This is a genomic window from Sunxiuqinia sp. A32, assembly GCF_052690465.1.
In genome coordinates this window covers 22,244-42,322 of sequence record NZ_JBQYLI010000011.1, presented here as the reverse complement: position 1 = coordinate 42,322, position 20,079 = coordinate 22,244, and the positions used below count along the sequence as shown (strand labels likewise).

General features: G+C 37.8%; 18 protein-coding genes. 7 read left to right on the top strand and 11 right to left on the bottom strand.

Features of this window, described 5'->3' with window-relative positions; genetic code table 11:
- On the top strand, positions 1-720 hold the full coding sequence (locus ACUNWD_RS12490) for an ABC transporter ATP-binding protein (RefSeq protein ID WP_445588152.1): 720 nt from the start codon (positions 1-3) through the stop codon (positions 718-720).
- Between the two features lie 16 nt (positions 721-736).
- On the opposite strand, the gene ACUNWD_RS12485 is transcribed toward ACUNWD_RS12490, so the two are convergent.
- The 6 genes from ACUNWD_RS12485 to ACUNWD_RS12460 all read right to left on the bottom strand — a co-directional run bounded on the left by ACUNWD_RS12485 (position 737) and on the right by ACUNWD_RS12460 (position 6,487).
- Positions 737-1,237 carry a hypothetical protein gene (locus tag ACUNWD_RS12485; RefSeq protein WP_445588151.1) on the bottom strand — a complete coding sequence of 167 codons (501 nt, stop codon included), beginning with the start codon at positions 1,235-1,237 and terminating at the stop codon, positions 737-739.
- A 73-nt stretch (positions 1,238-1,310) separates the two neighbouring features.
- The gene (locus tag ACUNWD_RS12480; protein ID WP_445588150.1) at positions 1,311-2,243 is read right to left on the bottom strand and encodes a DUF58 domain-containing protein; all 933 of its coding nucleotides are present in this window, start codon (positions 2,241-2,243) and stop codon (positions 1,311-1,313) included.
- 136 nt (positions 2,244-2,379) lie between these two features.
- Positions 2,380-2,928 (bottom strand): hypothetical protein, encoded by a 549-nt coding sequence (locus ACUNWD_RS12475; RefSeq protein ID WP_445588149.1) that lies wholly within the window; start codon positions 2,926-2,928, stop codon positions 2,380-2,382.
- Positions 2,929-3,051: 123 nt separating this feature from the next.
- A complete protein-coding gene (locus tag ACUNWD_RS12470) occupies positions 3,052-3,486 on the bottom strand; it encodes an FKBP-type peptidyl-prolyl cis-trans isomerase (protein ID WP_445588148.1) in 435 nt (144 codons plus the stop codon).
- Between the two features lie 126 nt (positions 3,487-3,612).
- Positions 3,613-4,929 carry a TldD/PmbA family protein gene (locus ACUNWD_RS12465; RefSeq protein ID WP_445588147.1) on the bottom strand — a complete coding sequence of 439 codons (1,317 nt, stop codon included), beginning with the start codon at positions 4,927-4,929 and terminating at the stop codon, positions 3,613-3,615.
- A gap of 31 nt (positions 4,930-4,960) precedes the next feature.
- Positions 4,961-6,487 carry a TldD/PmbA family protein gene (locus ACUNWD_RS12460; protein ID WP_445588146.1) on the bottom strand — a complete coding sequence of 509 codons (1,527 nt, stop codon included), beginning with the start codon at positions 6,485-6,487 and terminating at the stop codon, positions 4,961-4,963.
- A 432-nt stretch (positions 6,488-6,919) separates the two neighbouring features.
- On the opposite strand from ACUNWD_RS12460, the gene ACUNWD_RS12455 reads away from it, so the two are divergent.
- Positions 6,920-7,939, top strand: a complete 1,020-nt coding sequence (locus tag ACUNWD_RS12455) for a glutamine synthetase beta-grasp domain-containing protein (protein ID WP_445588145.1) — start codon at positions 6,920-6,922, stop codon at positions 7,937-7,939.
- An 80-nt stretch (positions 7,940-8,019) separates the two neighbouring features.
- On the opposite strand, the gene ACUNWD_RS12450 is transcribed toward ACUNWD_RS12455, so the two are convergent.
- From ACUNWD_RS12450 to ACUNWD_RS12440, 3 genes are read right to left on the bottom strand one after another with little or no spacing between them, the layout of a single operon-like run.
- Positions 8,020-8,877, bottom strand: a complete 858-nt coding sequence (locus ACUNWD_RS12450; protein ID WP_445588144.1) for an HAD-IIA family hydrolase — start codon at positions 8,875-8,877, stop codon at positions 8,020-8,022.
- A 4-nt stretch (positions 8,878-8,881) separates the two neighbouring features.
- The gene (locus ACUNWD_RS12445; RefSeq protein ID WP_445588143.1) at positions 8,882-9,925 is read right to left on the bottom strand and encodes a hypothetical protein; all 1,044 of its coding nucleotides are present in this window, start codon (positions 9,923-9,925) and stop codon (positions 8,882-8,884) included.
- 39 nt (positions 9,926-9,964) lie between these two features.
- Positions 9,965-11,320 carry a glutamine synthetase family protein gene (locus tag ACUNWD_RS12440; RefSeq protein WP_445588142.1) on the bottom strand — a complete coding sequence of 452 codons (1,356 nt, stop codon included), beginning with the start codon at positions 11,318-11,320 and terminating at the stop codon, positions 9,965-9,967.
- Positions 11,321-11,734: 414 nt separating this feature from the next.
- Here ACUNWD_RS12440 and ACUNWD_RS12435 point away from each other — a divergent pair, with 414 nt between their 5' ends.
- Both ACUNWD_RS12435 and ACUNWD_RS12430 read left to right on the top strand, forming a co-directional pair.
- Positions 11,735-13,924, top strand: a complete 2,190-nt coding sequence (locus ACUNWD_RS12435) for a glutamine synthetase III family protein (RefSeq protein ID WP_445588141.1) — start codon at positions 11,735-11,737, stop codon at positions 13,922-13,924.
- Positions 13,925-14,050: 126 nt separating this feature from the next.
- Positions 14,051-16,009 carry an OmpA family protein gene (locus tag ACUNWD_RS12430; RefSeq protein WP_445588140.1) on the top strand — a complete coding sequence of 653 codons (1,959 nt, stop codon included), beginning with the start codon at positions 14,051-14,053 and terminating at the stop codon, positions 16,007-16,009.
- Positions 16,010-16,015: 6 nt separating this feature from the next.
- Here ACUNWD_RS12430 and ACUNWD_RS12425 read toward each other — a convergent pair whose 3' ends face one another.
- Positions 16,016-16,708 carry a ComF family protein gene (locus ACUNWD_RS12425; protein ID WP_445588139.1) on the bottom strand — a complete coding sequence of 231 codons (693 nt, stop codon included), beginning with the start codon at positions 16,706-16,708 and terminating at the stop codon, positions 16,016-16,018.
- Positions 16,709-16,843: 135 nt separating this feature from the next.
- Positions 16,844-17,536 carry an energy transducer TonB gene (locus ACUNWD_RS12420; protein WP_445588138.1) on the bottom strand — a complete coding sequence of 231 codons (693 nt, stop codon included), beginning with the start codon at positions 17,534-17,536 and terminating at the stop codon, positions 16,844-16,846.
- Between the two features lie 216 nt (positions 17,537-17,752).
- Here ACUNWD_RS12420 and ACUNWD_RS12415 point away from each other — a divergent pair, with 216 nt between their 5' ends.
- From ACUNWD_RS12415 to ruvA, 3 genes are all read left to right on the top strand, one after another.
- Positions 17,753-18,274: a nitroreductase family protein gene (locus ACUNWD_RS12415; RefSeq protein ID WP_445588137.1), complete on the top strand. Its 522-nt coding sequence runs from the start codon at positions 17,753-17,755 to the stop codon at positions 18,272-18,274.
- 103 nt (positions 18,275-18,377) lie between these two features.
- The gene (pdxA, locus tag ACUNWD_RS12410; protein ID WP_445588136.1) at positions 18,378-19,475 is read left to right on the top strand and encodes a 4-hydroxythreonine-4-phosphate dehydrogenase PdxA; all 1,098 of its coding nucleotides are present in this window, start codon (positions 18,378-18,380) and stop codon (positions 19,473-19,475) included.
- A gap of 5 nt (positions 19,476-19,480) precedes the next feature.
- The gene (gene ruvA / locus ACUNWD_RS12405) at positions 19,481-20,065 is read left to right on the top strand and encodes a Holliday junction branch migration protein RuvA (protein WP_445588135.1); all 585 of its coding nucleotides are present in this window, start codon (positions 19,481-19,483) and stop codon (positions 20,063-20,065) included.
- The last annotated feature ends 14 nt before the right edge of the window (positions 20,066-20,079 follow it).

Sequence of the window (20,079 nt, the reverse complement as noted above, 5' to 3'; positions counted from 1 at the left end):
ATGATTGAAGTAAAAGAACTTATCAAAGCATATAATAAGGAAATCGCACTCAATATTCCGGAACTAAAAATTGAAAATGGTCAGTTATTTGGGTTGGTAGGAAATAACGGAGCTGGAAAAACCACCTTGTTTAATTTAGTTCTTGATTTAATTATTCCCAGCAAAGGAAGTGTCTTTAGTGGAGAAATTGAGGTTCAAGAATCCGAAGACTGGAAAGCGTATACAGGTGCGTTTATCGATGAAAGTTTTACTATTGGCTATCTGACACCTGATGAATATTTTGCTTTTGTTGGCGAACTGCGGAATATGAACCAAGCAGACATAAAACAATATCTCGATAGTTTTCAGGAATTCTTCAACGGTGAAATATTAGGTAAAAGCAAATTTATCCGTGATCTCTCAAAAGGAAACCAAAAAAAAGTGGGTATTGTTGCTGCAATGATGGGAATTCCGCAGGTAGTTGTTCTGGATGAGCCTTTTGCCAATCTGGATCCAAGCTCTCAATTTAAACTTCGAAAAATTATCAAAGAGTTTGCCGCCACGAATGGCTCAACCTTCCTGATTTCTAGTCACACGCTTGATAACATCACTGATGTATGTTCCAGAATTGTCATCCTTGAAAAAGGGAAAATCGTGAAAGATGTTGCTAAAACAGAAACCACACTCCAGGAATTGGAGGAATTCTTTATAGCTGAGAAAAGTGTAGCTTTTGATAGTTGAGAAGAATTCGGAAAGCTCAAATGAGTGCAAACATTATCACCAGCAAAATAAAAAGCATAAAAAGAATTAGCTGATTGCGCACGAACAATCCCAATAAGATTAAAGTTTCCAGCTCTTCGCAATTTGCTATATAAATCTCAATGGTTCCTTTGTCTTTGGTGAGCAATTCATTGCTTTGGTAAGTTATAATTTCTTCCCCGTTAAATTTCCATGCCCAACGAGATTGCCAAAAGTTTTTGATCTCCAATTCAAATCGTTTGCCATTGATAAGAACATCACTTTTGGGATTGAATAAATTTATCATGATTGATGCCAAAAGCGATTGATTGTTAGCATCGAATATTTCAAGTTTGGAAAGAAAAAAATCGCGTGAAAGTAAAAAACGGCGTCCCTGCAAAGTAGCAACAGCATCTGAACTCACCATATTTTTCCACTCAATCTGACCAATCTGCTCCTGGCTTCTGGAAATGATGAGCTTACTTCTAAACACTCCTTTTGTCCAAAAAAGCTTTTCCATATTTCATTGCATAACCGCCATGCAATTTATAAAAAATTGACTAAAAAAAACGAAGATTGATATTGTTTGAATATTAAAAAAGCTTCTTCCGTTTAAGCAAAAAACCATGGAGTACCTGTTGAAATTTCTCGTTAATATCGGCCTCAATCAAATCGATGTGATACTGTCCGCATTTTACTTTTAAATCATCAAAATATTCCTGTACGGCCTTGGTATAATTCTTTTTCAACTCATTAGGAGAAAACCGGATATGCTGACCACTTTCCAAATCAACAAACTTGTACGGGCGATTCTGGAAATCAAACTTTCGCTCCTGTTTGTGGTCAGTAACATGGAAGAGAATCACTTCATGCTTATTGTAACGCAGATGTTGCAGTGCTGAAAATAATTCATCGGTTTTGGTTTCATCCATCATATCACTGAAAATAATGATCAACGAACGTTTATGAACTTGCTCTGCTATTTGATGAAGTGCAGCGACTGTATTGGTCGTTTTTCGCAGTTCAGTCTGGTCCGAAGTCAATAGTCCTGACAGTTTCCCGTATAAAAGCTCAGCATGCACCGATGAAAGTCTATTTTCGGAATGGAATTCAATGTGATCAGAAAAAAGAGTTAAACCAACCGCATCCCTTTGCTTTCTCATCAGGTAAATTAGCGCGGCCGCTGAATAAACTGAAAACGCCAATTTGTTGAAAAGCTTTTTTTTCTTCCCCTTTTCATACGGGAAAAGCATGGAAGAAGAGGTGTCAATCACCAGCTGACAGCGAAGATTGGTTTCTTCCTCGTATTGCTTCACATACAGGCGATCGGAGCGGGCAAACAATTTCCAATCAATGTGTTTGGTCGATTCACCAGCATTGTACTGCCGATGTTCAGCAAATTCAACTGAGAATCCATGAAAAGGACTTCGGTGCAATCCAGTGATAAATCCCTCCACCACTTCTCGGGCAATGAGTTCCAAATTATCAAACTGCTGAAATTCCTGTATGTCAAATAGCTTATCCATGTATTGCAAAAATAGCCGAATTCAAGCCGAAAGCAAACTTATTTCACTACACATAAACGCAGCTTAACAAACATTCAGAAAAAGAAAATGCCATCACAATACCGGATGGCATCTATATCATCTTTATTCAAGCAGATTATTTAACTGGAATCTTAATAATGGAGTTCGAATCAATATTTAATGATTCCATTACTGAATTTATACTATTAATTTCAAGGGACTTATTTTCATAGCTGTCTGCTGGAATCACCGCAATCCTAAAAGTTTGATTTTCAGTTTCAGCTGGCAGCAGTCCGCCAACAGTTTCTTCAATGAAAATTTTGACATCTTCCACTGTATAATCAAAATTGTACTGAATTAATCCCTCATCCAGAAGAATAGTTTGTGGAAGCGGACGCCAAACATCCAGAACTCCATTATCTGTTTGAACTTCTTCCCACAAAAGGTAAACCATCACGATATCGGTAGAATAAATTTCAAAATCATTCGGAAAAACGAAAAACGCTTCAAATCCATTTTCTTCTGTAAAATCGACTGTTTTTTCAAAAATAGTCCCTAACAAAGAAGTCCCGTCAAATCCGTCCTGACCATCCACGCCATCTCGTCCCGGAGGACCAATAGGGCCTTCACACGAAGAAAAAACAGCAATTGAAAGGACGATTAAAATTTTAGTAATTGTTTTCATATGATTAAATTTTCAAGTTATTGTATTCAGATCTCTCGTTTATGAATTAATACTAAGAACGTGTATGGTACCCGTTAAAACAATATTAATGCCAGAAAATAGAGATGAAGATTTTCTGTCTGCTTAATCTAGAATGTCAACCAATCGAATATCAAAACTCAATACAGCATTCGGTGGAATCTTACTACTTGTTCCTTTTCGTCCCCAAGCCAATTCCGAAGGCACCCAAAACTTATATCGACTCCCTTTTCCCATTAACTGCAGTCCTTCCTGTAAACCTTCGATTAACTCTTCTAATTTTACTTCATCCGGCTTATTCTTTCGGTAGGTGTCTTCCAAAATATTTCCATTTAACAACAAGGCTCGTTGATGAATTAAAACAGTACTGTACACATTGGGTTTCTCACCTTCAACGTCTTCAACTACCTTGTATTGAAGTCCACTGGATGTTTCAAACACCCCTTCTTTTTGAGTATTTTGCTTAAGAAAGTCTTCACCAATTTTTTGATTGTATCCAGCCGAACTTTTATTCTTTTCTCGTTTCTCTCTTTTTGCCACAACTTGTTTTTTGCACAAAAGTAATAAAGATTAAATCCCTTTTCCACCAACAAAATACCCGTTGCGTGAAATTGCAACTATTCAAATTGCTCCGCACAACGGGTATTGTAGCCTGTTTATTAAAAATCAAATACCGCTAAAATCTATATTTTCAAATAATAATGACGGCGTTTGCCATGAGGAATCCAACCTTGGATCATTTCCCACTTCTGCGAGACTCATCCACAAATCCATCATATTTCCAGTAATATTCATTTCAGAAACCGGTTTTACCAATTCACTATTTTCAACAAGAAATCCATCAATCCCGTATGAAAAATCACCAGTAGTGCCATTGGTATTTCCACCATTAAAACCTGTCACCAGGATACCGTCCTTCATTGATTTAACGAGACTCTCCAGATCTTTGTCACCAATCTCAAAAATCAAATTCGATGTTTCACCTGTGGTTGGGTCCATTTCCAGCTTTTTACCATAATAGGTATCAATGAAGTAAGTTCCAAGTACGCCTTTATCAAAAACAGTGCGTTTTTTTGAAGCCAAGCCTTCTCCGTCGAAAAGTTGCGAACCTCGTCCTCCAATAATAAATGGGTCATCGGTCAAGGTCAACTTATCGGATGCAACCTTCTCTCCCAACTTGCCGATTAAAAATGAATTCTTTTGCTGCAGGTTGTAGCCATCCAGCGCACTCAAAAGCGGATAAAATAACCGACCAACAGAACGGTTTTCAACAATCATCGAATATTTCCCAGACTTAATTTTCTCTTGCCCGATTCGTTTAACCGCACGAGACAGGGCTTTTGAACCAATCTCCGTTTTCTTCAACTTGTCAAAGAAAATGGCATTTTCGCTCCAATGATCACTTGGACGAGCATCACCACCATCAATAGAAACAGAAGCAGAAATACCAAAATTACTGTTCTGAGTATCTCCTTCAAAACCATTACTGTTCACCATAATTCGACTATTCATCCCGTCGTTGTATGAAGCCGTAACTGAAATAATCCGCTCATCCTTTCCAACAGCTTCCTTTTCAGCCTCAAAAGCTAATTCTACTTTTGTAGCAGGATCTATTTCATCATAGGTAATGTCAAGAGTTTGTAAGTCTTTTTCCTCTCCTTTAAAATACAATTCTGGTTCAGGAAGAGTGCGCAAAGGATCTTCAGACAGAAAACGTGTGCCAGCAATTCCCTGCTCAATAAAACGAGCGAGCTCGTCCTTTTTCAACCGGTTTGTCCGTTGTACCGAATATTTGTTATCCACAAATAAACGAATGGTCATGCTACTTTGTATTGCTTCCTTAAGTGTGTCAATCTTTTGTTCGCGGACATCAATATTACTACTTTTACTTTCAGAAATGATTACACCAGCCTGACTAGCACCACTGTCCAAAGCATGTTGCATCGCCCATTTGGCTAATTTATATTTTTCTTCTTTTGTCATTTTAATTCAGTTTTTTCAGATGAATAATCAGTTAGGCATTCACACCACCTACCGTTAATTTCTTAACCAAAACGGTTGGCAACCCACAAGTAACCGGTACTGATTGTCCGGATTTACCGCAAGTCCAGGTGCCATTATCTATTAAATAGTCATTGGCACACATTGTAATATCTGCCAATGCTTGTGGCCCATTACCAATAATGTTAATGTCCTTTATTGGTTGTGTTAATTTGCCATTTTCAATCAGATAACCTGATTTAACGAAGAATGTAAAATCACCAGCTCCAATTTTAACTTCTCCATTACTGAAATTATCAACGTAAATTCCGCTTTTCACATTGGTGATAATATCGTCTTTCGAATGTGGCCCAACTTCCATGTATGTTGAACGCATTCGCGGGAGTGGCACGTGACGGAAAGATTCCCTTCGTCCATTTCCGGTTGGACTGACATCATAGTGCTTGGCACTGATTCGGTCGTGAATATAACTGTTCAGTACGCCATCTTTAACCAAATAGGTTTTTTCAGATTGAGTACCTTCATCATCCATATTGATTGAGCCCCGGTTGCCCGGAAGTGTACCATCATCAATAATATTGACAAAATTTTCTGCCACTTTTTTGCCCATTTTATCTGCAAAAATAGAGGTGCCTTTTCGATTGAAGTCTGCTTCAAAAGTATGACCTATTGCCTCATGCAATAAGATACCCGATCCTCCAGCTCCCATTACAACCGGCATTTCTCCTGCTTTGGGTTTGGTCGCGTCAAACAAGATCGACGTTTTGTCAATCGATTCCTGAGCAAGCAAATCGATGAGTTCGTCATTTAAAAACTCAAAGCCTTTGCGAAAAGAACGGGACGTATATGAGTTCTCCATTTTCCCGTTTTTCTCCATAATACATACTGCTCCCATACTGACCAATGGACGATAATCGTAAGTAACCAAACCCTCTGAGTTATAGAAAAGCACGTAGCTTACCTCGTCTGTCTGGTATACATTCACCTTTGAAACTCGCTCATCCAAAGAAAAAATCTTATCATTCAACTTTTGAACAAAGGATACTTTTTGTTGAACACCCACTTCTTCCCACGACTTTTCAACAGAATAAAAATCAGGGGGAATAGCTTCTGCCAACTCATCTGCCGGAATATTTTTTGTCCCACTTGCAATATTTGCAGCTGTCTTGGCTGCTTTCAACATGGCATCAGTGCTTATGTTCTCTGAATATGCAAACCCCGTTTGGTCTCCTTTCAACACCCTGATTCCAACACCGAAATCAATATTGGAATATGCCCTATTCACTTTCCCGTCTTCCAAGCCAAGACTATTCAAAATTTTATGCTCAAAATACAAATCAGCATAATCGCCACCTTTACTTAAAGCTGTAGAGATAACTTTTCTCAATACACCTGGGCTTACTTCAAAATGATCCAGATAAGCTTGAACATTAGGAGGAATTACTGTGCTTTGACAAGACTGCACAATGGATGGAATTAATAAACTCCCAGCCATTCCAGCCCCGCTTGTTTTTAGAAATTTTCTTCGGTTAACATTCATTGTTGTTTTTTTAAGGTTATAGAGTTGTAAGTATTATCAAATGTTGTTTTGGGGGTTAATAATAGAATATGTATTGAAGTGAACATTAAAATTACGAAATGTTCGGCAAAAGATTACATAGTGAAAAACATAATTTCAATCGCCTTCCAAACAATATACCGCATACTGCGTAATAGGGGGTACTTCAAATAAAAATGTATTCTTTTTCCCAGCACAGGGTGTTTTTACAAGAAGGGCCTCCAGCAAAAATAAGACTTATGAAACATATCCCTATCAGACAAAGGGGATTTGATCAAAAAGACAACAACTATGTAAATTTTGTATTAATTTTTTACAATTTGTTTCGATAATATTTATAATTTTGGCATTTCGTTCTATTTTTGATTCCAAATTTCTGAAAAATAATATCATTAACTTATAAATTGTAACAACATGAAATCAAAATTGGAGTATATCTGGTTGGACGGATACAAGCCAACACAAACATTGAGAGCAAAAACAAGAATTGCTGAAAATTTTAGTGGAAAATTAGAGGATTGTCCAGTATGGTCTTTTGACGGATCTTCAACTCAACAAGCTGAAGGTGGAGACTCTGATTGTTTATTGAAACCAGTTGCTATTTATCCAGATCCAACAAGGAACAATGCTTATGTTGTAATGACAGAAGTATTAAATGCTGACGGAACTCCTCACGCAACGAATGGTCGTGCGACTATTACTGAAGAAGATGAAGATTTCTGGTTTGGATTCGAGCAAGAATATTTCTTGATGGATCCTCAAACTAATAAACCTCTTGGATTCCCAGCTGATGGTTATCCAGCTCCTCAAGGACCTTACTATTGTGGTGTAGGTGCTGATAAGGCTTTTGGCCGTGAAATGGTTGAAGAACATTTCGATGTTTGTTTAGAAGCTGGGTTAAATGTTGAAGGTATCAACGCAGAGGTAGCTGCCGGACAGTGGGAATATCAAATTTTTGCTAAAGGTGCTCATGACGCAGGAGATCAAATTTGGGTTTCACGTTACTTTTTAGAAAAAATTGGTGAAAAATACGGAGTTGTTGTTGACTGGCATCCAAAACCACTTGGAAAAGAACTTGACTGGAATGGTTCAGGTATGCACGCAAACTTCTCTAACGGTTTAATGAGAACTTGTGGTGACAAAAAAGTATTCGATGCAATTTGCGAAGAATTCGGAAAACACATCCAAGAGCACATTGACGTATACGGAGCTTATAATGACCAACGTCTAACAGGTCTTCACGAAACTGCTGCAATTACTGATTTCAGCTATGGTGTATCTGACCGTGGTTCTTCTATCCGTATTCCTGTTGGAACTGTTGAAGATGGTTGGAAAGGTCGTTTGGAAGACCGTCGTCCTGCCTCAAACGGTGACCCATACAAAATTGCTGCTGTGATTATCAAAACTACTCACAAAGCAGTTGCTGCATTGTAATATTGACAAACAAAGCATATAAAAAGCTGTTCCGTTTGGAACAGCTTTTTTTGTATCTATTCTATACCTCTAATATACAACTACTCCACAGCAACTGATTCACATACATAGTTCGGTATTATTCCAGAACTTCGGATTTTCATTTTTGCATTCTCAGGCAAAGTATTCCCCGATAAAACCAGGGCAGTGTCAAAACCGAATTTATTACCACCAATAATATCAGTATACAAAGTATCTCCCACCATTAAAATTTCATCCTTTCGAAGCGGTCCTTTATTTTGAGCCATTTCATAGGCGAACATAAACATCTGAGCATCGGGCTTCCCAAAACGAATGAAACGTTTACCAACAATTTCCTCAACCATATCAGCTAGTCCGCCAATCGCAACAGCAATATCCTTTCGATTAACCGGATAATTTATATCCGTATTGGCAACTACAACTGACATATTTCTACGTCGCAATAAATTAATCACCTTATTAATATCATGATTCCAGTCAAATCCTTCATCATCTAAAAAAACCAGGCATTTAATACGATCCAAATGCTCTTCTTCATCCAAATTTAACGTGCTAATGGGGAGCGTTTGAAGTCCGGCAGTCTCAATATAATGTGCAGAGCGCTCTGTTCCAAGATAAGCAACAGTACCCGTCTTAATTTTAGCTTTCAGGAAATCCATCGCGAGCATCCCCGAAGAAATTACCTTATCTGTTGTGATCGTGCTAATCCCTTTTGAGTGATAACCTAATGCCAAATCCTTTTGACTTCTTGAAGCATCATTTGTCAGAATGTAATAATCAATTCCTAGAGAATCCAGGTATTCAAAAGTCTTATCAATTCCATTGATTAGGCCCTTATGATTTTTTAAAACACCAAATGCGTCAAAAAATACAGTTTTGTAATTTTTAACTATTTCTCTAAACTCCACTGTCTTCATCTTTCTATAATTTTAGGGTTTTCAGGATCTTCTCTACCTGATAATTTTTATCTATTGCTGGAAAATAGAGATCAAATGCTTCTTGTCTAAGCTTTTTGGCAAAATTCTCCCTGAAAAAGTAAGGCCCATCCTTAATCACATAATTCAATATAAAGAATCGATAAACCTCTTTTATCAATCTAACTTCGGGCTCAGTCAAAGGATAAATTCGATGATATTCTTTCAGGAACATCATGAAACGCTCCTCCATCAGGGGATCAACGAGATAGCTAAATACGGTCCGATCACCAACATCAGAAACCACCCTGCTGAAGAAATAAAAATCCATCACACGGCTCGATTCACGAAACCAATCATAATCCCAGCGTGAATAAAATTTACCATCACTCCGAACGGAAAAGTTTCCTATATTCCAGTCAACAAATACAGGGATTGTTTCTATCTCAGTTGTATAATTAACCTTATCAGCTCCTTCCAAAAACAATTCGCATTGGCGACGAAGCGTATCTTCATGTTGTTGATTTTCACAGAATCCACCACAATTAAGAACCTTCGTTAGTTTTCGAATATCGGTAATCACATTTTTAGAAGCCATTGGCAATTGCTTACTTACATTATAACATGCTTTGTGAAAGCGTGCCAACTCTCGTCCCATTTTGCGAACCTGCTTATCATCAAGCCGTCTGGGTAATTTTTGCTTAAACTTAATTGGATTGTAAAAAACTACCCAGGCTGAACTTTTATTTTGATGATAACGATAAATAAAAAGCTCATTCTTTTTCACTAATGATTGGGCAAGAAAATTCTCATAAGGCATTTCCAAATTATTGGCCAAATTATTGATGATGATATGATCCTCACGGAAATCCTCAAATTTCCCATATTCAGAGAGTTTTGCAAAAACGGGTTGTCTGTTGAAAAACGAAATCTTATACACATGATTGGTCGACACATGGGCACTTACATCGTAAATACCTCTTATCTCGTGACGGTCATCAAACTCTTCCCATGCCAGTCGGATTATCTGAAAATAATCAAGCGTTTGCATAACTTCTATTTTAGTCTGTTTCTCTAAAATTTGCATGAATTAAATAATTTCAAAATATCTTTTTAGTTCCCAATTGGTAACCGCTTTAGAAAACTCTCTCCATTCCCACTTTCTGGTATTGGTAAAATGATCAACAAAAGCTTCGCCAAACAGCTCTTTTGCAATTGCAGATTTTCGCATATTATTACTCGCATCCATAAGATTTTGAGGCAATCGAATAGCCTCCTTCTGCGCATATGCATTTCCTACCGTCGGCTTGATATCCAATTTCAATTTATTTTTTATTCCATATAATCCGGAAGCCAATGATGCTGCCATTGCCAGGTAAGGATTAGAGTCAGATCCTGGAACACGCATTTCCAGACGAGTTGATTCTTCATTTCCATTAATAACCCTTACGGCAGTTGTCCGATTATCTTTTCCCCAGGTCATTGTCGTAGGAGCCCAGGCCCCCTCCCTCAAACGCTTGTAACTATTTATAGTAGGTGCGTACATGGGCAGAATATCCGGCAAGCAATAAAGCAGACCTGCTAAATAACTTTGCATCGTTTCACTCAAATCTCCATTCGTTCCAAGCAAAAACAAATTACGATCTGTTTCCTTATCCCACAAACTTTGATGCAAATGCCCGCTACACCCCGGAAGATCTTCATTCCATTTTGCCATAAAACTGGCAATGATTCCATGTTTATATGCAATTTCCTTTACTCCATTTTTAAACAAAATTGCCTTATCAGCTGCGGCTAAAACTTCGTCATAACGAATAGCCGCTTCATAGACTCCTGGTCCAGTCTCGGTATGAAGCCCCTCAATTGGAACATCAAACTTTGCCAGCATATCAAACAAGTCATTGAAGTAGTCAGAATACAAAGTAGGCCTCAACATCGAATATCCAAACATACCCGGTGTGAGTGGAGTCAATTGATTGTAATTAGACTCAGCCAGCTCGTTCGGTGTACCCACGAAATTAAACCACTCAAACTCCTGTGAAAAGATCGCTTTATACCCTAATCCGTCAGCTTGCTTTCTTATCCTTTTCAACAAACTTCTAGGACAAGCAGTCAAATCCTCTCCTTTATCGGAACTAAAATCTGCAAGGAAAAAAGGCAGTGAATGATCCCATGGAATGGTACGATAAGTATCCAAATCAATACGGGCTCTTGCGTCCGGATAACCGGTATGCCATCCTGTTAATTTCGAATTGTCATAACACTTATCATTGGCATCCCATCCAAAAACCACATCACAAACGCCTATATCCTTTTGTGCAACCTCTAAAAATTTATCCTTATGAATAGTTTTTCCTCGCAGAATACCATCAATATCAGATAAAGCAAACTTTACTTTAACATGATCGTTATCCCTAATATTCTTTATAATATCTGTCTTGTTCATTCTTCTATACTTATTCAATTTTTCGGTGTCTCTTACCAAATTAAAACTAATGTAGCATTTTTAACAAATATTTTATTGAAATAATGAAAACACTTCCTACCTGTTAGATAACAAGAAATAAATACGAAGGGAAAAATCACAAGAAACTATATTGATAAATAGAATAGAGATTTAGATAAAATATAGTTCATAAAAACTTCGAATGGAATCTTCCCTTAGACAATTAACAAAACACAAAAAGCAAATATTTGCCAGGAACCTATCAAAAAATACAAGGTCTTTGCTTAAAAAATAGCAAAATGCGAATAAAATAATACAAAATCAACAGGGTTCATTCAAAATTCATTATTTTTGAAAGGTTTTTGACACCGGCTTGAAATTGAAGAAATTATACTAACAATAAACAGATTTAAAATGGCTGAATTTAGATTTAAAGCACTTCAGGAAGTTCTTTCCCGTCAACCTTTGGTGGTAAGACGTGAAGATAATTTGACCTCAGATTTTTATGCGATCAATGTATTCGATAGGCCAAAAATGAAAAAATACCTTTCAAAGGAAGCATTCAAGGCAGTAAGTGATGCTATTGATCACAGCTCTCCAATTGATCGGAAAATGGCTGATCAGGTAGCTCAGGGCATGAAAGCCTGGGCTACAGAAAATAGAGCAACCCACTATACACACTGGTTTCACCCTCTTACGGACGGAACTGCAGAAAAACACGATGCATTCATCACTCACGGTGAAAGCGGAGGCGTTGTTGAAGCTTTTTCAGGTAAATTATTAGCTCAGCAGGAACCTGACGCATCTTCATTTCCAAGTGGAGGTATTCGACAAACGTTTGAGGCACGTGGCTACACAGCGTGGGATGCTTCATCGCCCGCATTTATTGTTGACGGAACTCTTTGTATTCCTACTGTATTCATTTCATACACAGGTGAAGCTCTGGATTATAAAACACCACTGCTGAGAGCTTTACAAGCTGTAGACAAAGCAGCAACTGCAGTTTGCTCATATTTCGACAAAAACGTTACCAAAGTACATGCGAATTTAGGATGGGAACAAGAGTACTTCCTGATTGATGATGCATTGTACATGGCCCGCCCCGATCTTGTATTGACTGGCCGCACCCTAATGGGACATGCTTCAGCCAAGGATCAACAACTAGACGACCATTATTTCAGTTCTATTCCGACGCGAGTTTATCGTTATATGGAAGATTTGGAAAATGAAGCTTACAAGTTGGGTATTCCCGTAAAAACTCGTCATAATGAGGTAGCTCCAAACCAATTTGAAGTCGCACCAATTTATGAAGAATGTAACCTGGCTAATGATCACAACCAATTGCTAATGGACATTATGAAGAAAGTGGCACGTCGCCATAACTTCCAGGTTCTTTACCATGAAAAACCATTTGCAGCAATTAATGGATCAGGAAAACACAACAACTGGTCACTGGAAACAAATACTGGTGTTAACTTGTATTCACCAGGGAAAAACCCAAAAAGTAACCTACAATTCTTAACTTTTGTTGTTAACACATTAAAAGCGGTATACGACAACCAGGATTTACTACGAGCAAGCATTTTAAATGCGAACAACTCACATCGTTTAGGTGCAAATGAAGCACCTCCTTCAATCCTTTCTGTATTTCTTGGCTCAGAAGTCAGCCAAATGCTGGACTTGATGGAAGAAGCTGTAGTTGACAGAAAGATGACACCTGACGAGAAGACTGCATTGAAATTAAATATCGGACGTATTCCAGAAATTATTTTAGATAATACTGACCGCAACCGGACTTCTCCATTTGCCTTTACCGGAAACCGATTTGAATTCCGTGCAGTTGGCTCATCTGCAAACTGTGCTCCTGCAATGATCGCTTTAAACACAGCCGTCGCAGCCCAGCTAAATAGATTTAAAAGTGAAGTGGATGAAATTATCGCTACTGGCATTAAAAAAGATGAAGCAATCTTCCAAGTATTGAAAAAACTTATCATTGAATCAAAACCAATTCGCTTTGACGGAAACGGATACAGTGATGAGTGGGTTGAAGAAGCCGCAAAACGTGGATTAACTAATGTTAATAGTGTCCCTGACTCATTGGCTGCCTATTTAACTGATGATGTTAAAAAACTTTTCGCCAGCCAGGATGTGCTTTCAGAAAAAGAATTGGAAGGAAGAACAGAGGTTGAGTATGAAAAGTACACCATGAAAATCCAGATCGAAGCTCGCGTTCTGGGTGATTTGGCTATTAATCACATTGTTCCAACAGCGGTGCAATACCAAACCACTTTGCTCAATAATGTGAGATACCTGAAAGAAGTATTCTCTGAAGCTGAATTTGAAGAATTAGCAGTTGGACGCAAAGAACTGATTAAAGAAATTAGTGGACATATTTCATTCATTAAAATCAAAGTGAAGGAAATGGTCGATGCAAGAAAAGTTGCTAATGTTATCGAAGATCCAGTTGAAAAAGCAAAAGCTTACGAAAAAACGGTTCGCCCTTACCTGGATGAAATCCGTTATCACATTGACAAGCTTGAACTAACAGTTGACAATGAGCTTTGGCCGTTGCCAAAATATCGCGAACTATTATTTGTAAAATAATATCAATCAATTCCATTTATGCAGACCCTCATGCTATGCATGGGGGTTTATTTTTTAACAATCAGTTTTATTCTGAATTAGAATTCTTCATCCGTACCCACAATTATTTTTGTATTTTAGGCAGCCATGAATCATCAAAAAACAACTTATTCAGCACCTGCCTTGATCTTTCTAATGTTACTTCTTACTGCTTGCGGAAGCAACAAGTTTTTATCAGGACGTAAACATTTCAATAACGGTGAATATTTTCTGGCTGCTGAGGAATTTAGAGACGTTTACTCAAAACTCAAAAACAAAAATGAAAAAGCAGAAGCAGCCTATATGCTGGGTACCAGTTATAAAAAACTGGGAGAGTATAATAAATCAATTCCATGGTTAAAAAACGCATTACGCTATCAATATCCAGAAAAAGAATTACCTCTAAAACTCGCTGAGGCCAACAAGGCATCCGGAAAACTTGAAGAAAGCACCTCTTTGCTACAAGAGTATCTTAAAAATAATCCTGGTCATATTGCAAGTCAAAACAGCCTGGAGGCAAACAAAAAATATCCCGAATGGGAAAAAGTCCCCACTCTGTGCAAAGTTGAAAGAGACTCCAGGCTTAGTTCGCCATGGAATGAGCATGCAATCAGTTTCATAGAATCCGAAAAGCAAGTAGCAATTTCCTCCTCAAAAGAAGGAGCAACCGGCAAAAAAAACAGTCCAGTGGATGGGCAAACTTTCGCTGACATCTATTTCTCTGATTTTAACAAAGAACTTCAACGATGGGAACTTCCGACAGAACCGAAGGACGCAAACCTGAACAGCAATGAACATGAAAGCTATATTAACTTTTCACCAGACGGAACGAAATTAATAATGGTTCGTTCAGGTTATTCTGAAAATGGCCCGGGCAAATCACATTTATATGTAAGTGAAAAAAACAACGAGGAATGGTCTCCTCTGCTTTTAGTGCCTTTTTGTTTAGATGGAGCAGATTACCCACAGGCAAGTTGGGCATGTAATGGGAAGGAAATATTCTTCGCGTCAAACAGAAATGGTGGGTTAGGTGGATTCGATATCTGGAAAACGAAATGGATGGAAAATAACCAATTTGAAGAACCTGTTAACCTGGGGACACCAATTAATACTCCCGGCAATGAAATTTATCCATTTGAAAGACACAGTGGCACTCTCTATTTTTCCTCTGATTTTCATCCGGGAGCAGGAGCCCAGGATATCTTCAAAGCCAGCAATCTCGGAGGAAAATGGAAAGTTAAAAATATGGAGCTTCCTATTAATTCCTATGCAGACGACCTGGGAATTGTTTTTGCAAAAGAAGGAGAAAGTGGATTTCTACTTTCAAACAGAAAAGGAAGTCGGGGCTTGGATATATATCGTTTTTCACTCCCGCCCCATTTATTCATGTGTTTCGGGAAAGTTTTCAATGATGAAACCGACTCCATCATCCCAAATGTAAACATCCGCGTTCTTGGAACGGATGGCTCTGTAGCGAAATTGGTTACCAACAACGGCAAATTTCAGCTTGAACTGCTACCAGATAACGAGTACACATTGATTGCCTACAAAAAAGGCTTTCTAAATGCACAAGCTAAAATATCAACCATTGGGCTGAACAATGCAAAAGAATTTAAGCTTGACTTTAAACAAAAACCAACTGATAATCCCATCCGCCTGGAAAATATTTTCTATGAAACTGGCAAATGGGAACTGTTACCAACATCTCAAAAATCATTGGATGAACTGATTGGAATTCTTAATATCAATCCTGACATCAATATCGAAATTAGTGCTCACACCGACGAAGTTGGAGCGGATAATTTCAATTTGGAATTATCCCAAAAAAGAGCCAACGAAGTGGTAAATTATTTAAAACAGAAAGGAATAGCATCAAGTCGACTTCAAGCCAAAGGATATGGTGAAAAGAAACCCTACATCGCAAACACAAAACTTGCCCGGAAAATGAAATTTCTACAATCGGGAGTTTCCCTGTCATCAACATACGTTTCAACTTTAAATACAGAGCAACAAGAAATTGCCAAAAGCCTCAACCGGCGAACGGAGTTTGAGGTAATAAACCATTAATAATACTCATGCAATAGCCAGAGTAAGCAAACTTATTTTGGCGTCACATTTCTTGTGAATAGCAGAAATACAAGCTTCAAGAGTTGCACCAGTTGTAACAACATCATCAACAAGCAAAATGTGTTTATCTTCCAATTCAGATGGATTCACCAATTCAAAAATACCTTCCACATTTCTCCAGCGTTCATACCTGTTTTTTCTAGTCTGAGTTTTGGTATTAACGATCCTTTTCAATGAAGAATTATCAATTGGAATACCTAACGAATTCGACAATCCCAACGAGAGATGATAGCTTTGATTATAACCACGCTTTCGCTCTTTCTTAGGATGAAGTGGAACTGGCAGTATAAGATTCAAATCATTCACGAATTTAGAACCCTGAAGATTCGAAGCAAATAGTTTTCCGATGTATTCTCCCAATTTATCCATGCCCCTATATTTCAAATGATGAAGAATTTTTTGATAATCACTCCCTTTTTGAAACTCAAAGAATGCAGTGGCTCTTTCAACTCTGCCACGGCCATAAAATAGTTGCTCCATCGGATTATCCGTTTGATTGTGAAAGTTGGTTCTGGGCAAATGAAGCTGACAATTCAAACAAATGAATTCTTCCTGACTAACTAATTTGTTACCACAAACGACACAAACTCGTGGGAAAAATAGCTCAGAAAAATGTTGAAGGGTGGTTTTTACAAACATTTAAAATTCAATTTAATTGAAAAGTTACAAAATAAATGATTGAAATTGAACCATGTAGTTCAAAAACAAGAAAAAAGAATGAACCATAATTCCATTAGAAATCTGAAACTGTCAACACAGAATCAATTCACAATATCACTGCAGTACAAAACTGATAGGTACACTAAACGCAACCCGAACGGGCTTTCCTCGTTGTTTCCCAGGTTTCCATATAGGAAGATTGGAAACTACCCGAATAGCTTCTTTATCAAGCGCCGGATCAACACTTCTAATTACTTCTGCGTTAGAAACACGACCATCTGCATTAACGACAAATCTGACATACACTTTCCCCTCAATGCCATTTTCCTGAGCCACTACCGGATACTGGATTGAATTTGCAATAAATTTGCGCAAAGCTAATTCTCCTCCAGGAAATTCTGGCATTTCTTCAACAATGTAGAAAACTTGAGATTCTTCTTCCTCTTCCTCTTCCTCGATAGTTGAAACTACCGGATTAATATCAATTTTGGTGTCTTCATCTGCTTCCGTATCTATAATCTCTAACTCATCTTCAATCTCCACATCATCAGAAACAATATTCAACACCTCAACAACCTTGGGAGGAGGCGGTGGCTCAGGTGGTTTAACCTGCTCCTGCCTGGTAATAGGAATCATCTCGTTTTCTATTTCCTGGACAACCAACTCTCCTTTTAACTCAGTTGATTTAACTTCAGTTTTTAATTCAAAAGCTAAAAAGCAAATGCCTAATGATAAAACGAATCCGATCTCAAGAAAAACATGGTGGAATCGGTCTAAATCCACATTTGGAGATTTCTTTGTTTCCATGATTATTCGGTTTTTATATTTATTGCTCTCAAATGTAAAAGCACTTATGTTTACGAAAGGCCATATCTTTATGTTTCTGACAATGAGCTGATCTTAATCATGAAAAATCATTTTTATTAAGTCCCATTTTACACATTTAAGTAGATTCATTAAGTATCAATCATTTCTAAAATTGATTTTATCTGAGAATTAAAACTGTTATTTTTGTCTGAAAAAATGATTGAAATACTTCGCGAAAGAAGAAGCTGTCGCAAATTTCAGGAAACAAAGGTTGAGGAATCAAAAATTGAGTTTCTAAAAGAAGCACTTTTACGATCTCCATCTTCAAAAAACATCAATCCGTGGGAGTTTATATTTATTGATCGACCTGGAATCATTGAAAAACTTAGCGGTTGCAAAACTCATGGAGCTGCTTTTTTGAAAAATGCTCCGCTAGCAGTTGTTATCGCAGCAAATGAAGAACTGAATGATGCTTGGATTGAAGACTGCTCAATTGCCAGCATTCTGCTGCAACTAACGGCTCAATCATTGGAGTTAGGAAGTTGTTGGATTCAGGTACGAAATCGCAATTTTAACGAAGAGCAAACTGCCGAAGAATTTATTCAAGCAACATTAGCAATGCCGAAGAACCTGAAAGTTCTTAGCATTATTGCAATAGGGTATCCTTTAAAACCGAGAGTCGGCAAGTCATTTGAAGAACTTCAGCCAGAAAAAATACACTTCAACAGGTTTCAGTAATCACTTTTGATAAAGTTGATTTAATAGATTAAATTTGCCAACTACCTGAAAAAGCTGATAAAAAACTTTTTAGGTAGATACTTACCATTTTAGACATACGAAAATGAGCAGACAAAAAATAAAAATAGGCATTTCTCAAGGTGATATTAACGGGATTGGATATGAAGTAATTATGAAAACCCTCTCCGACGCCCGTATTTTGGAAATGTGCACTCCAATTGTTTACGGCTCGCCTAAAGTAGCGGCCTATCACCGGAAAGCATTGGACATGAACAACTTCAACTTCAACAACATCCGAACTGCGAATGAAGCTGATCCTAAACGTGCCAACATTATCAATTGCATTGATGACAATATCCGGGTCGAACTTGGTAAATCGTCCGACATTGCAGGCGAAGCATCATATATGGCATTAGACGCTGCTGTTCAAGATTTAAAATCAGGATTAATTGATGCCTTAGTGACTGCTCCTATCAATAAGGATAACATTCAATCAGAAAAATTCAATTTTCCGGGACATACCGAATTTTTGGCAGAGCAGTTTGAGTCCAAGGATTATCTTATGCTTATGGTAAGTGAGATGATGAAAATTGGAGTGGTTACTTCACACGTGCCTTTAGCCCAGGTTCCAGAATTAATTACTGAAAAACTAATTCTGAACAAACTCCGAATCATGGCAAATACGCTGGAAAAAGACTTCAGCATTAAAAAACCACGTATTGCTGTTTTAGGTCTTAATCCGCATGCCGGAGATGGCGGATTATTAGGTAGCGAAGAAAAAGACGTTATTATTCCTGCTATTGAAAAAGCAAAAGAAGATGGAATTCTAGCACTAGGTCCATACCCAACTGATGGATTTTTTGGATCTGGAGATTATACCAAATTTGATGCAATACTGGCCATGTTCCACGATCAGGGACTGACTCCATTTAAGCTTATTTCTTTCGAAAAAGGAGTTAACTATACAGCAGGACTTCCAGTAATCAGAACATCCCCATCTCATGGAACTGCATTTGATATCGCTGGCGAAGATAAAGCATCGCCGGATTCATTCAGACAGGCATTATACCTGGCAATAGATGTTCACAAAAGCAGGGAGTTATATAAAGAAATTAGCAAGAACCCACTCAAAAAATATGAAATCAACCCAAATCAGGTTGATGAGACAATTGACTTGCAATCTGAGGATCAGGAAATTTAAGAAACATGTTCGAATATATCCATGGAAAAATTACCGGGCTTACCCCGGCCAATGCAATCATTGAAGCAGGATCAATCGGTTATTTTATCCATATATCACTAAATACCTATTCCCTTATCAACGGGAAAGAACAAACTCGTTTATACCTTCATCAGGTTGTTCGGGAAGATGCTCACTTATTGTATGGGTTTGCTGAAAAGGAAGAAAGAGAACTTTTCAGGTTGTTAATTTCGGTAAACGGAATTGGCTCAAGCACTGCATTAATGATGCTTTCATCCTTGACACCGGAAGAAATCAGAGCTGCAATTTTGGGGGAAAATGTCACTCTCCTAAAAAGCATCAAGGGCATTGGCGCAAAAACTGCCCAGCGAGTTATTATCGACCTGAAAGATAAAGTAGGAAAAGGACCTGCAAGTGATCAAATTTTAATCTCCCAAACAGACAATACTATTAGGAATGAAGCGTTATCTGCATTAGTAATGCTGGGATTTGCGAAGAAAAGTGTTGAGAAAGAACTTGACAAAATTCTAAAGATTAATCCTAACCTAACGGTTGAAGAAATGATCAAAATGGCTTTAAAAGGCCTCTAACGTTGAAAAATACA